Source organism: Roseovarius sp. ZX-A-9 (assembly GCF_028369135.1).
Taxonomy (GTDB): domain Bacteria; phylum Pseudomonadota; class Alphaproteobacteria; order Rhodobacterales; family Rhodobacteraceae; genus Roseovarius.
The window spans coordinates 51,445-64,129 of record NZ_JAPWHW010000009.1; the positions used below are offsets into that span (position 1 = coordinate 51,445).

General features: G+C 61.5%; 13 protein-coding genes. 6 read left to right on the forward strand and 7 right to left on the reverse strand.

Annotated elements, in window-relative coordinates; all coding sequences use genetic code 11:
- From O3306_RS10525 to O3306_RS10535, 3 genes are read right to left on the reverse strand one after another with little or no spacing between them, the layout of a single operon-like run.
- Positions 1 to 729, reverse strand: coding sequence for a DUF1194 domain-containing protein (locus O3306_RS10525; protein ID WP_272006702.1), 729 nt, complete (start codon positions 727 to 729; stop codon positions 1 to 3).
- Positions 726 to 1,436, reverse strand: coding sequence for a DUF1194 domain-containing protein (locus O3306_RS10530; RefSeq protein ID WP_272006703.1), 711 nt, complete (start codon positions 1,434 to 1,436; stop codon positions 726 to 728). Before O3306_RS10530 ends, O3306_RS10525 begins: the two co-directional genes overlap by 4 nt.
- Positions 1,430 to 1,858, reverse strand: a complete 429-nt coding sequence (locus tag O3306_RS10535; protein ID WP_272006704.1) for a VOC family protein — start codon at positions 1,856 to 1,858, stop codon at positions 1,430 to 1,432. The genes O3306_RS10530 and O3306_RS10535 overlap by 7 nt, the downstream gene beginning before the upstream one ends.
- Before the next feature lie 146 nt (positions 1,859 to 2,004).
- On the opposite strand from O3306_RS10535, the gene O3306_RS10540 reads away from it, so the two are divergent.
- The 3 genes from O3306_RS10540 to O3306_RS10550 all read left to right on the forward strand — a co-directional run bounded on the left by O3306_RS10540 (position 2,005) and on the right by O3306_RS10550 (position 4,033).
- Positions 2,005 to 2,838, forward strand: coding sequence for a thymidylate synthase (locus O3306_RS10540; protein ID WP_272006706.1), 834 nt, complete (start codon positions 2,005 to 2,007; stop codon positions 2,836 to 2,838).
- Positions 2,838 to 3,317, forward strand: a complete 480-nt coding sequence (locus O3306_RS10545; protein WP_272006707.1) for a dihydrofolate reductase — start codon at positions 2,838 to 2,840, stop codon at positions 3,315 to 3,317. Before O3306_RS10540 ends, O3306_RS10545 begins: the two co-directional genes overlap by 1 nt.
- Before the next feature lie 131 nt (positions 3,318 to 3,448).
- Positions 3,449 to 4,033: an invasion associated locus B family protein gene (locus tag O3306_RS10550; RefSeq protein ID WP_272006709.1), complete on the forward strand. Its 585-nt coding sequence runs from the start codon at positions 3,449 to 3,451 to the stop codon at positions 4,031 to 4,033.
- 9 nt (positions 4,034 to 4,042) lie between these two features.
- On the opposite strand, the gene O3306_RS10555 is transcribed toward O3306_RS10550, so the two are convergent.
- On the reverse strand, positions 4,043 to 4,807 hold the full coding sequence (locus O3306_RS10555) for an alpha/beta fold hydrolase (protein WP_272007062.1): 765 nt from the start codon (positions 4,805 to 4,807) through the stop codon (positions 4,043 to 4,045).
- Between the two features lie 178 nt (positions 4,808 to 4,985).
- Here O3306_RS10555 and O3306_RS10560 point away from each other — a divergent pair, with 178 nt between their 5' ends.
- Positions 4,986 to 5,360, forward strand: coding sequence for a hypothetical protein (locus O3306_RS10560; protein WP_272006711.1), 375 nt, complete (start codon positions 4,986 to 4,988; stop codon positions 5,358 to 5,360).
- 81 nt (positions 5,361 to 5,441) lie between these two features.
- Here the strand turns inward: O3306_RS10560 and glyA are convergent, their stop codons facing one another.
- Positions 5,442 to 6,725, reverse strand: a complete 1,284-nt coding sequence (glyA, locus tag O3306_RS10565) for a serine hydroxymethyltransferase (protein ID WP_272006713.1) — start codon at positions 6,723 to 6,725, stop codon at positions 5,442 to 5,444.
- A gap of 196 nt (positions 6,726 to 6,921) precedes the next feature.
- On the opposite strand from glyA, the gene O3306_RS10570 reads away from it, so the two are divergent.
- Both O3306_RS10570 and O3306_RS10575 read left to right on the forward strand, forming a co-directional pair.
- On the forward strand, positions 6,922 to 7,683 hold the full coding sequence (locus O3306_RS10570; RefSeq protein ID WP_272006714.1) for an NAD kinase: 762 nt from the start codon (positions 6,922 to 6,924) through the stop codon (positions 7,681 to 7,683).
- A 122-nt stretch (positions 7,684 to 7,805) separates the two neighbouring features.
- On the forward strand, positions 7,806 to 8,003 hold the full coding sequence (locus O3306_RS10575) for a CsbD family protein (protein ID WP_272007064.1): 198 nt from the start codon (positions 7,806 to 7,808) through the stop codon (positions 8,001 to 8,003).
- A 139-nt stretch (positions 8,004 to 8,142) separates the two neighbouring features.
- On the opposite strand, the gene prpE is transcribed toward O3306_RS10575, so the two are convergent.
- The gene (prpE, locus tag O3306_RS10580; RefSeq protein WP_272006716.1) at positions 8,143 to 10,032 is read right to left on the reverse strand and encodes a propionate-CoA ligase PrpE; all 1,890 of its coding nucleotides are present in this window, start codon (positions 10,030 to 10,032) and stop codon (positions 8,143 to 8,145) included.
- A gap of 222 nt (positions 10,033 to 10,254) precedes the next feature.
- On the reverse strand, positions 10,255 to 12,534 hold the full coding sequence (locus tag O3306_RS10585) for an NADP-dependent malic enzyme (RefSeq protein ID WP_272006719.1): 2,280 nt from the start codon (positions 12,532 to 12,534) through the stop codon (positions 10,255 to 10,257).
- Positions 12,535 to 12,685: the final 151 nt, after the last annotated feature.

A 12,685-nucleotide genomic window follows, 5' to 3' on the forward strand; every position in this document is an offset into this window, starting at 1 on the left:
CTACGGTGCGGCACGCGGATTTTTCTGCGCGGTGAGCTTCGAGACGGTCATCGCCTGGACTTCGCGCAGCAGCTTGCGCGTCATGGCCTTTTCGAAGTCGTCAAAATCCGCCGTGGTTTCGATAAAGCTTCCGGGGCCGCGAATCACCTGGCTCAGGTAATAGTGTGCCAGCGTTTTCGCTTGGCTGAGATCCTTGTCGGTGTTGTCGCGTCCAGAGGGGTTGACCACCAGCCCGTTGATCTTGATCCGCCCGTCGCGCGGAAAACTGCCGGGATGTGGCCCCGCATTGGACGGCCCATCGCCCGAGATATCCAGCGTATGCTGCCAGCATTCTGCGCGTTGGTTCAGCAGCGCCGCGCCAAAGTCGATCGCCGCGCCGATGGCGGTGGACGGGTCGTCGAACCTGAGCGTGCTGGACCGAAGCCGCGCTGCCACCAGCGCGGTATCCTGGCGAGTGCGAAGCGTTGTCCAGTCCAGCAACAGATATTGCTGCGAGGGCGCGCCCCATTGAAAGATGGCAAGCTCCACATGCGCGCGGGGCTGGGCAAACAGCGCGGCCTGCACCGCCTCCGCTTCCAGTGCGGCGGCCACCCCATCAAGCTGCAGCCGGTACTCACGGGCATCGACCGAACCGGAAACATCCAGCCCCAGCACCAGCGCAAGGCGGCAGGCCGCCCCGGCGGGCGCGGCACAAAGGCAGAGCCCGCACAGAAGGGGGATCAGCCTCATCCGTGCGGCCCGGCCTCCGCGATGCCGGGCGGGTTATGCACCGCGCCCAGCATGATGTCGCTGATTTCGCGGAGCAGTTTGCGGGTCATCGCATTGCGGAAATCGGCGAATCCGTTCGCCGTCTCAAGGAATGCGCCGGGGCCGTGCAGGACTTCGCTGAGATAGAAAGCGAACACATCGGGGTCGTCTCCGAGTATCACCAGCCCGTTCACCACCACATCGCGAAACGGAAAGTGCCGGTAGGCATTGCCGGGGCGAAAGCCGTAATTGTTCACCCCGTCGCCGGACATGTCGATCACGCGCCGGGTGCAGGCAGGGCTGCGTTCCATCACCGACGCGCCGTAGGCCAGTGCCTGTCCGACCGAGGTGGGGAAATTGTCATGACTGCGTTTCATTTGCCCCAGCGCCAGCACCGCGCGGTCGATGTCGCCGTGACTGCGCAGCAAGGTCCAGTCGAGATGCAGTTTCTGTTGGTAGTGACCGGACCATTCATAGACCGCCAGCGCCACATCGCCCGGCGCGCCTTCCAGGATGGCGGCCCGGACGTCAGCCGAATCGAGCGCCGCCGCCAACCCCAGCCGTTGCAGGTCATATTCGGCCGCATCCACCGAGGCCGACACATCCAGCGCCAGGATCAGCGCAAGCCGACACTCGGCCTGCGCCACTCCGGACCAGAGCAGCCCCAGAAGGCATGCAAGCCTTACCAATGCCCGGTGTTTTGCATGCTTGCCCACGGTTCTTGCGGGGGCAGCGCGTCGCCTTCCTGCAGCAGCTCGATCGAAATGTTGTCAGGGCTGCGCACGAAGGCCATATACCCGTCGCGCGGCGGTCTGTTGATGGTCACGCCATTGTCCATAAGATGCTGGCACATCTCGTAGATGTTGCTGACCTCGTATGCCAGATGGCCGAAATGGCGGCTGTCGTCGGGCAGTGCATCGTCGCCGTCCCAATTGTAAGTCAGTTCGACCGGGCATTCCTCTTGCCCATCGGGGGCCATGAAAATAAGGGTGAACCGCCCGCCTTCATTTTCCATGCGGCGGGTCTCTTTCAGCCCCAGAAGGTTATAAAAGGCGATGGATGCCTCGAGATCTTTGACGCGCACCATGGTGTGCAAGTATCGAACTTTCATCGGTGGTACTCCTGTTTTGCGTGTTGCCTCTGAGTCTAGGGGCAATTGCGGTGCCGTCTACCCCCGGTTACCGGCATGATCAAACTTGTGATCCTGCAAGCCGCCGGGTAACTCTGGACCAAAGCGCAGAGCCTCGGGGGGCAAGAGTGCAGCAATATCACGACGTATTGAGAACTGTTCTGACCGAGGGCGTGCGGTCCAGCGACCGTACCGGCACTGGCACCATATCGCATTTTGGCGTGCAGAGCCGCTACCGGATGGCTGATGGGTTTCCGCTGGTGACGACGAAAAAGTTGCATCTGCGCTCGATCATACATGAATTGCTGTGGTTCCTGTCGGGGGACACCAATATCGGCTACCTCAAGGATAACGGCGTTTCTATCTGGGATGAATGGGCCGATGAGAACGGTGATCTCGGCCCGGTTTACGGCGCGCAATGGCGGCGCTTTCCGGCGCTGGGTGCGGCGGCGGGCGTGGTGGACGGCGGGCCGGTGTTTCGCGCCCGTACCATTGACCAGATCGAGGATCTGCTGACACTGATACGGAAAAGCCCGGACAGCCGCCGGATGATTGTGTCGGCATGGAACCCCGGCGATGTGCCGCAGATGGCGCTGCCGCCGTGCCATACGATGTGGCAGGTGCGGATCACGGGCGGCAAGCTGCATCTGCAACTCTACCAGCGCTCGGCCGACATGTTCCTTGGCGTGCCGTTCAACATCGCCTCCTATGCGCTCTTGCTGCATATGCTGGCGCATGTAACCGGGTATGAACCAGGCGATTTCGTGCATACGCTGGGCGACGCGCATATCTATCTCAACCATATGGAACAGGTGGAAAAACAATTGGCGCGTACGCCCAAGCCGCTGCCGCAACTGCGGATTACTCGCGATGTCAGTTCGCTGTTTGATTTTCGTTACGACGATTTCGAGATCACCGGGTATGATCCCGATCCGGGCATTCGTGCCCCGGTGGCGGTCTGATGCTGTCGCTCGTCGTCGCCCGCGACCGGAACGGGGCCATCGGCAAGGACGGGGATATCCCCTGGCATGCGCCAGAGGACTTGGCGTTCTTTCAGCGCGAAACCACTGGCGGCGCGATCATCATGGGACGCAATACATGGGAGAGCCTGCCCTACAAGCCATTGAAAAACCGTCTGAACATCGTCGTATCGTCACGTGATATCGACGGTGCTGAGCGGTTTGGTTCGGTGCGCGAAGCGCTGGAATTCGCCGTGTCAAAGGGGCATGCACGCCTTTACGGGATCGGCGGTGCGGGCATTTACCGGGAGATGATCGGGAGCGCGGACCGGCTTCTGATCACCGAGGTCGATCTGGAAGTGGACGCCCCCGATACGTTTTTCCCGCAACTCGAAGCCTCCGATTGGATCGAGACATCGCGGCAGGTGCTGCGCGCGGGCGATCCGCGCTGTACATTGGTCGAACTGATGCGGGCCCGTTGATGACGCGATATCGCCCACATGCGTTCATGCCCGGTTGCGCTCGGACCCGTGTTCCATTTAAATCGCCATCTCGCAGCGGCGCAGGCGCTGTCGCGCGCCATTCCCGATAGACAAGCGAAAGTGAGCCCAGAATGTTTTCCATCGCCAAATCCATCCTCCGGGGACCTGTCGGCATCTGGCTGATCTGTGCAGGTCTTGCTGCATCGGCCAGCGCGCAAGAGGCGGAGCAGCCGAAGCGGACAACAGAAGTCTTCGGTGACTGGGTCGTGGAATGTGTTGCACCTCCGGCCAAAGAGGGCAGCACGGAAAAGCCGCGCGAACAGTGCGAAATGCGAACACAGGTCACGGTGCGCGGTGACGACGATGTGGAACGTCCGCTCATCCAGATGGGAATCGGCCAGCTGGGGTTGGACAAGGATTTCTGGATCGTGGTTCAGACGCCGCTCAAAGTGTTGTTGCAGGAAGGCGTGGAAATCGTCCTGAACGCTGCCGAAGGCGATGACCCAGATGCGGGCGAAGCGCTTGCTCAGTCGCATTTTCTGTACTGCCAGCAGACCCATTGCGTTTCGCAGGGGTTGATGAAGCCGGCGGAATTGGATGCGCTGGCAGGGGCCGACGGCGCGCGGGTGATTTTCGTCGCGTTTCCCGAGAAAAAGCTGGAAATTCCGGTATCGCTTGACGGAATGTCGGCAGCCTTGGCGGCGTTGAAAAAATAACCCGCGAAATCAGCCGGCACGATCCAGCCAGGCCCGCACCGTCGCCTCGAATGCGCGCGGTTCTTCCGCGTGCAACCAGTGACCGGCCCCGGGCAGTTTGACGAATCGAGCCTTGGGGAAGAGGCGCTTGATCTCGGGTCGGTGTTCGGGTTGCACGTAGTCGGATTGACCGCCGGTCAGAAACAGCGCCGGTCGTTCGAATGAGGTGTCGATTTGGGGAAATCCCATGATGTCCGGCATCGCCGCCCCCAACGCATCGAGGTTGAGTCGCCAGCGCCCCGCGGCAACGTCCAGCGATTGCAGGAAAAACGGGATGAGCGCCGGGTCGTCGATCAGCGGTGCCATCCGCTCGGCCGCGTCCGAGCGTTTCTCAAGCCCGGACAAATCGACGGATTTGAGCGCATCAACATAGCGGATCTGGCTGTGTTCATATGGCACCGGCGCGATGTCCGCGACGATCAGGCGCCCCACCAGATCGGGGTGTTGCAGGGCCAGCGTCATGGCGGCCTTGCCGCCCATGGAATGCCCCAGAACGTCGAACGGCCCGTCCTGCACGGCCAGCACCTCGGCCAGGTCAGCGGCCATTTCGGGATAGGTGTGGCTGCTGACCCACGGGCTGGCCCCATGATTGCGCATGTCCACGGCAATGATCTTGCGGGTGTCTGACAGCCGCTTGGCGATCACGCCCCAGTTGCGGGCCGAGCCGTAGAGGCCATGAGCGATCAGCAGACCGGGCAGATCGGAGCGGGTTCCATGTTCGATGAAGTTCAGCATGATCCCTAGATAGGCGGTTTGTGCGCAAAGCTGAATGGCCGAATTGCGCGCCCCCTGAAATCTTTCGACAAGGGCAGGCCAGTGCAGCCCGGAATGCGCGTGGCGCGATTTGCCATGCATTGAGGCTTGTGCGGGCGCGCGGTATGATGCGCGTGACTGGATGGGCAGGGCTGGAACAGTGATCGATCAGGATCGGTTCGCGCGCGATATCGCCGCATTGATGGACAAGCTGGGCGACAGGCTGGGCGTGCGCGGCGCACGGCTGAGCACGCGGCTGCGCCGGGCAGGGCGACGTCTGCCGAAATCCGGCCATCAGGCAGGTACGGTTCTGGCCGAGGCCGAAAGCTGGATGGCAAACCCCAAGCTGCGGATACGTCTGGATGCGGCCCGTATCAATGCGGCGTTGGCCGAGATCAACGGTCAGCTTGACGGTATCGATCCGGCGGACCGGCGCAAGGGCATGCTGCTGGGCATGGCAGGCGGGATGGTGTTCAACCTGATGCTCGTGGTGGCCGCTTTGATCGCGGTCCTGCGGTGGCGGGGCCTGATTTAACGCAACTTGCCCTGATGATCTGTGGTCATGCGCGGACCACCGAAAACGGCGGCACCTTTGGAAGGCGCCGCCGCGTTTTGTTCAGAGGTTGGGGTAGAGCGGGAACCGGGCACACAGTTCGGCCACTTCGCCGCGCACCTTGGCCTCGACTGCGCCGTTACCTTCGGCACCGTTGGCGGCCAGACCGTCCACCACTTCGACGATCCAATCGGCGATCTGGCGGAACTCGGCCTCCTTGAAGCCGCGCGTCGTGCCAGCAGGGGTGCCGATGCGCACGCCCGAGGTCACGGTCGGCTTTTCGGGATCGAAGGGCACGCCGTTCTTGTTGCAGGTGATATGCGCCCGGCCCAATGCGGCGTCGGTGATGTTGCCGGTCACTTTCTTGGGGCGCAGATCGACCAGAAGCACATGGGTGTCGGTGCCGCCAGTGACGATATCCAGCCCGCCCTTCATCAGTTGATCGGCGAGGGCCACGGCATTGGCGCGCACCTGCTTGATATAGGTCTTGAACTCGGGGCGCAGCGCCTCGCCGAATGCAACGGCCTTGGCCGCGATCACATGCATGAGCGGGCCGCCCTGAATGCCGGGGAAAATGGCCGAGTTGAATTTCTTGGCCAGTGCCTCGTCATTGGTCAGGATCATGCCGCCACGCGGGCCGCGCAGCGTCTTGTGCGTGGTGGTGGTGGCCACATGAGCATGCGGGAAGGGCGAGGGATGCTCGCCTGCTGCCACGAGGCCGGCAAAGTGGGCCATGTCTACATGCAGATACGCGCCGACCATATCGGCAATCTCGCGCATGCGTTTGAAGTCAATCTGGCGCGGGATGGCGGAACCACCTGCGATGATCACCTTCGGCTTGTGCTCTTTGGCCAGCGCTTCAACCTGATCGTAGTCCAGCAGATTGTCCTGACGACGCACGCCGTACTGGATCGCGTTGAACCATTTGCCCGACTGGTTGGGGGCTGCACCGTGGGTCAGGTGGCCCCCTGCATCGAGGCTCATGCCCAGAATGGTATCACCGGGTTGCAGCAGGGCCTGCATCACACCTTGGTTGGCCTGGCTGCCCGAGTTGGGCTGCACGTTGGCGAATTCGCAACCAAAGAGCTGCTTGGCCCGGTCGATGGCGAGGGTTTCGGCCACGTCGACAAATTGGCACCCGCCATAGTAGCGCCGTCCGGGGTAGCCTTCGGCATATTTGTTGGTCAGGACCGTGCCCTGTGCCTCCATCACGGCGGCGGAAACGATGTTCTCGGACGCGATCAACTCGATCTCGCCGCGCTGGCGACCAAGCTCGTCAGTGACGGCTCCAAAGATTTCGGGATCGCGCGTGGCGAGGGATTCGGTGAAAAAACCGGAATCGGACATGGGGGCAGGCTCCGTCTGGGGTTGCGGTTGCGCGATTTCGTATCGGAAACCCTGATAGTATGTAAGGCTGTAAAGCGACAAATTCCCTTGCAGGACCGTCATGGCTGGTGCAGGGGAAAGGGATGTGCCGTTTGGCGCAAGAAGATGTGCCGTTTGGCGCAAGAAATGGTGGACCAAAATCGGAACCCTTGAGGCCATGACAATCAGGATCGCCTTTGTCGCCAGTGAGACCCCGACCGCGCAGATTGCGCGCGCGGCGCTGGTCTGTCGCTTCGGTGAAGTGGCCGAGGATGCGGCGGATGTCATCGTGGCACTGGGGGGCGACGGGTTCATGCTGCACACGCTGCACCGCACGCAGGGTCTGGATGTGCCGGTCTACGGGATGAACCGGGGAACCGTCGGGTTCCTGATGAATGACTACAGCGAAACGGACTTGCCCGATCGGCTGGCTGCTGCCGAAGAAGAAGTGATCAACCCGCTGGCCATGGAAGCCGGATCGGTGGATGGCGCGATACATCATGCGCTGGCGATCAATGAGGTCTCGTTGCTGCGGGCGGGCCCGCAGACGGCACAGTTGCGCATCACGGTGGACGGGCATCTGCGGCTGGAGGAGTTGATCTGCGACGGCGCGCTGGTGGCGACGCCCGCAGGGTCCACGGCCTATAACTATTCTGCGCATGGGCCGATCCTGCCGATCGGATCGGATGTGCTGGCGCTGACGGCGGTGGCCGCGTTTCGTCCCCGGCGATGGCGTGGGGCGCTTCTGCCCAAAAAGGCAACCGTGCGGTTCGATGTGACTGATCCGGACAAGCGGCCCGTGATGGCGGTGGCAGACAGCCGCTGGGTGGAAAACGTGCTGTGGGTCGAGATCAGGTCAGAGCCGCTTATCGGGCACCGTATCCTGTTTGACCCGGGCCATGGCCTGGAAGAACGGCTGCTGCGCGAACAGTTCGTCTGACCCCGACAATTTTTCTTTGCCAGTTTCGGAACAAGCACGGGCGTGCCGGCGTTTTGATTGCGAATACCGGTACGGTGATGATCGCCGTGCCAGAGCGCAACCGAAAGGAAAGGATACCTGTCATGAATTGGGATCGTATCGAAGGCAACTGGAAGCAAATCAAAGGCTCTGTCCAGGAAAACTGGGGCAAACTGACCGATGATGAGGTCGACCAAGCGCAAGGCAAGCGCGATCAGTTCGTTGGCTTGATTCAGGAGAAATACGGCGTCGCCAAGGATGAGGCCGAGCGTCAGGTCGATGAATTCGCTGCCAGGCAGTAACGCTTTGCAGGAATGAGAGTCGACAGGGTGATCCCGCTGGGGTCACCCTGTTTCCGTTACAGGCTGCGCATCTCGTCCGCCCTTGCGGGCGTTATCGGCAGCGAGAGTGTTGGCTGCCCAATAAAAGACGGGTCGCGCGCTACTTTGCGTAGCCGATGGTTTGCAGCGCTGACTTGATCTCGTCCAGAATGGCCGGGTCGTCGATGGTGGCGGGCGGCTTGAACGCCTCGCTATCGGCGATCTTGGCGATCGTGCCGCGCAGGATCTTGCCCGAGCGGGTCTTTGGCAGGCGGTCCACCACCAATGCCAGCTTGAACGCGGCGACCGGGCCGATCCGGTCACGCACAAGTTTCACGCATTCGGCGGCAATCTCTTCGTGCGGGCGATCCACCCCTTTGGACAGGCAGACGAAACCAACGGGTGCTTGGCCTTTCAACTGGTCCGCCACACCGACGACGGCACATTCGGCCACGTCCGGATGGCTGGCCAGCACTTCCTCCATCGCGCCGGTCGAGAGGCGGTGGCCCGCCACGTTGATCACATCGTCAGTGCGGGCCATGATGTAGAGATATCCGTCCTCGTCGATCAGCCCCGCATCGCCGGTCTCGTAATAGCCGGGGAAGGTGGTGAGATAGGATTTCACGTATCTCGCCTCTGCATTCCATAGCGACGGCAGCGTGCCGGGGGGCAGCGGCAGCTTGATGGCGATCGCACCCAGTTCGCCGGGCTTCATCGGTTGGCCATTGTCGTCAAGGATCTGCACGTCGTAGCCGGGCATTGGCACGGTGGGCGAGCCGATCTTGACCGGCAATGCCTCGATCCCTGCCGGGTTGCCGACGATGGGAAAGCCGGTCTCGGTCTGCCACCAGTGATCGTAGACAGGCACTTGCATGACCTTTTGCGCCCATTCGATCGTGTCCGGATCGGCTCGTTCACCCGCAAGATAGAGCGCGCGCAGGCAGGAGATGTCGTAGTTCTTGATCTCCTCCCCCTTGGGGTCCTCGCGCTTGATCGCACGCAGGGCGGTGGGGGCGGTAAAGAAGCTACGCACGTTATGCTCGGAAATGACCCGCCAGAACGTGCCCGCATCGGGCGTGCCGATGGGTTTGCCTTCGAACACGACCGTTGTGTTGCCGTGAATGAGCGGCGCGTAGCATATGTAGCTGTGGCCAACGACCCAGCCGACATCCGACGCGGCCCAGAACACATCGCCCGGATCGACGTTGTAGATGTTCTTCATCGTCCAGTTCAGCGCCACCAGATGCCCGCCCGTTGGGCGCAGCACGCCCTTTGGCGCACCCGTGGTGCCGGAGGTGTAGAGGATATAGGCCGGATGGTTGCCTTCGACGGGCACGCATTCAGCCGGCTCGACCCCGTATTGGAAGCCGTGCCAGTTCACGTCGCGACCTTCGATCAGGTCGGCCACCTCTTGTTCGCGTTGAAAGATCACGCAAAATTCCGGTTTGTGGCTGGCCATCTCGATGGCGCCGTCCAGCAGTGGCTTGTAATGGACCACACGGCCGGGTTCGAGCCCGCAGGACGCGGCGATAATGGCCTTGGGGGTGCAATCGTCGATGCGGGTCGCCAGCTCATTCGCCGCGAAGCCACCGAAGACCACCGAATGGATCGCGCCCAAGCGTGTGCAGGCCAGCATGGCCTCCAGCGCCTCGGGGATCATGGGCATATAGATGATGACGCGATCACCTTTTCCGACGCCCTTGGCGCGCAGGGCGCCCGCCAGGTTGGCAACACGATTGCGCAGCTCGACATAGGATATTTCGCGCTTGGTGTGGGTGATGGGGCTGTCATAGATGATGGCGGTCTGTTCGCCGCGCCCGTTTTCTACATGGCGGTCCACCGCGTTGTAACAGGTGTTGACCATGCCATCACAGTACCACTCATAGAGCGGCGCATTGTCATCAAAGAGCGCTTTGGAAGGTTTGCGGGTCCAGTCGATCGCCTCGGCGGCCTGCATCCAGAACGCTTCGGGGTCAGCCTTCCAGCTGTCATAGACGTCTTTGTATGCCATCGTATCCTCCTCCAAGGCGTTGGTTTGTGTTAGGCCCGCGATATCCTTGCGGCAAGCGGCTTGCGCTGTTGCGCGGCGGAAGGACGCAGGATTTTGCAGTCTCGCCGCGCAGCAAGGTGCAAATTTTTGCAAACTCTTATTTCAGGCATGGTTTTCGCGCCGCGATTATCCATTTTTGCAAACTTGCAAATGCCATCATGCAAAGCAGCCCCGAATCACACTTCAACCGTAATGCGCTACTGGCGTGCCTGCGATGGCCGCCATGTTCAGCAGCCCGCGCGCCGTCACGCCGGGAGATACGATATGCGCGCGGTTGCCCATGCCCATCAGGATCGGGCCGACTTCCAGCCCGCCGCCCTTCATCTTGAGGATGTTGCGCACCGCCGATGCAGCATCGGCGTTGGAGAAGATCAACACGTTGGCCGACCCTTCCATCCTGTTGTCGGGCAGCAACCTGGCGCGCAGTTCCGCATCAAGGGCCGCATCGACGTTCATTTCGCCTTCGTAGCAGAAGTCGCGCGGTTCGGAGTCAAGCAGTCGCAGCGCGGCGCGCTGGCGCTTGCCGGAATCCTCGCCCTGATTGCCGAATTGCGATTGCGAGCAAAAGGCGATCTTGGGTTCAATCCCGAAGCGACGCACATGGCGCGCCGCCCCGATCGCGACCTCGGCCAGATATTCGGGGCTGGGATATGTGCGCACATGGGTGTCAGCGATAAAGAGTGGGCCGTCTTCCAGTATCATCAGCGAAAGCGCACCCTGTGGGCGATATTTGTCATTCCCCAGAACCTGGGTGACGTAGTTCAGGTGCCAGCGATATTCGCCGAAGGTACCGCAGATTAGGCTGTCCGCTTCGCCGCGATGTACCATGACCGCACCGATTGCTGTGGAGTTGGTCCGCATGACCGCCTTGGCGAGGTCGGGGGTGATTCCGCGTCGCTGCATGATCTGGTGGTAGGTTCCCCAATAATCGCGGTACCGCGGATCGTCTTCGGGGTTTACCAGATCGAAATCGCGCCCGGGCCGGATATCGAGCCCCAGACGCTCGCAGCGGGAGTCGATGACCGATGGGCGCCCGATCAGGATGGGCCGTTCTGTCGTCTCTTCCAGGATGGCTTGTGCGGCGCGCAGTACCCGTTCGTCTTCGCCTTCGCTAAAGACGATGCGGCGCGCGTCCTTCTTGGCGGCCTCGAAGACCGGACGCATGAGCAGCGACGATTTGAATACAGATGCATCGAGCCGGGCCTTGTAGGCTTCCAGATCGGGGATCGGGCGGGTGGCGACACCGGTTTCCATCGCGGCGCGCGCCACGGCGGTCGAGACGATCCCCGAGAGACGTGGATCGAAAGGTTTGGGGATGAGGTAATCGGCGCCGAATGACATTGCCTCGCCCTGATAGGCGGCGGCGGCCTCGGCCGAAGTGGTCGCGCGCGCAAGGTCAGATATGCCTTGGACGCAGGCCACCTGCATCGCATCGTTGATCTCGGTCGCGCCCACGTCGAGTGCCCCGCGAAAGATGAACGGAAAGCAAAGCACGTTGTTGACCTGATTGGGGAAATCGCTGCGGCCGGTGGCGATGATGGCGTCTGGCGCGACCTCGCGGGCGACGTCGGGCATGATTTCGGGCGCGGGGTTTGCCAGCGCAAAGACGATCGGACGGTCAGCCATTTTCGCGACCATTTCGGGGGTCAGGACATTCGGGCCGGACAGGCCAAGGAAAAGGTCGGCCCCCTCTATGATGTCATCCAGCGTGCGCAGTTCGGATTTCTGCGCAAACTCCGCCTTTTGCGGATTCATGTCCTCGGTTCGGCCTTCGTAGACCAGCCCGTTGATGTCGCACAGCCAGATATTCTCGCGGCGCACGCCCAGTTTCAGCAGCATGTTGAGGCAGGCAATTCCAGCCGCGCCGCCGCCGGTAGAGGCGACCTTGATGTCCTCGAATTTCTTGCCGGCCACATGCAGTGCGTTGGTGGCCGCAGCCCCCACGACGATTGCGGTACCGTGCTGATCATCGTGGAAAACCGGGATGTTCATCCGCTCGCGGCAGATTTTCTCGACGATGAAGCAGTCGGGCGCCTTGATGTCTTCAAGGTTGATCGCGCCGAAGGTGGGGCCGAGCGCGCAGACGATTTCGGCAAGGCGTTCCGGATCGGATTCGTCCAGTTCGATGTCGAAACAATCGATATTGGCGAATTTCTTGAACAGGACGGCCTTGCCCTCCATCACCGGCTTGGAGGCCAGCGCCCCGATATTGCCCAGCCCCAGAACGGCGGTGCCATTGGTGACGACGCCCACAAGGTTGCCGCGCGAAGTAAAGCGGCTGGCATTGGCAGGATCATCCCGGATTTCCAGACAGGCTTCGGCCACGCCCGGTGAATAGGCGCGCGCCAGGTCGCGGCCATTGGCCAGCGGCTTGGTTGCGCGAATTTCCAGTTTTCCGGGTTTTGGGAATTCGTGATAGTTCAGCGCCGCCTGACGGGTGGTCTCGTTGGCATTATCGTTCATGTCCTGATCCCCTGACGCTAATTGATTTAGCATTCAACTATATCGCCCGACTGTGACGGTCGGCGTGATCTTGTTTGGTATGTTCTACGCCAGCTTGCATCTTTGAGACGCTGCGCGCAATCTTTGGATGGGTCTGTAGGGGCAGGAGGAA

What these genes read in the sequence shown, in the direction of transcription:
- O3306_RS10550 (WP_272006709.1), top strand. Translation starts at nt 3,449, where the DNA reads ATGTTTTCCATCGCCAAATCCATCCTCCGGGGACCTGTCGGCATCTGG.
- O3306_RS10545 (WP_272006707.1), top strand. Translation starts at nt 2,838, where the DNA reads ATGCTGTCGCTCGTCGTCGCCCGCGACCGGAACGGGGCCATCGGCAAG.
- glyA (WP_272006713.1), bottom strand. Translation starts at nt 6,725, where the DNA reads ATGTCCGATTCCGGTTTTTTCACCGAATCCCTCGCCACGCGCGATCCC.
- O3306_RS10585 (WP_272006719.1), bottom strand. Translation starts at nt 12,534, where the DNA reads ATGAACGATAATGCCAACGAGACCACCCGTCAGGCGGCGCTGAACTAT.
- O3306_RS10535 (WP_272006704.1), bottom strand. Translation starts at nt 1,858, where the DNA reads ATGAAAGTTCGATACTTGCACACCATGGTGCGCGTCAAAGATCTCGAG.
- O3306_RS10570 (WP_272006714.1), top strand. Translation starts at nt 6,922, where the DNA reads ATGACAATCAGGATCGCCTTTGTCGCCAGTGAGACCCCGACCGCGCAG.
- O3306_RS10525 (WP_272006702.1), bottom strand. Translation starts at nt 729, where the DNA reads ATGAGGCTGATCCCCCTTCTGTGCGGGCTCTGCCTTTGTGCCGCGCCC.
- prpE (WP_272006716.1), bottom strand. Translation starts at nt 10,032, where the DNA reads ATGGCATACAAAGACGTCTATGACAGCTGGAAGGCTGACCCCGAAGCG.
- O3306_RS10555 (WP_272007062.1), bottom strand. Translation starts at nt 4,807, where the DNA reads ATGCTGAACTTCATCGAACATGGAACCCGCTCCGATCTGCCCGGTCTG.
- O3306_RS10575 (WP_272007064.1), top strand. Translation starts at nt 7,806, where the DNA reads ATGAATTGGGATCGTATCGAAGGCAACTGGAAGCAAATCAAAGGCTCT.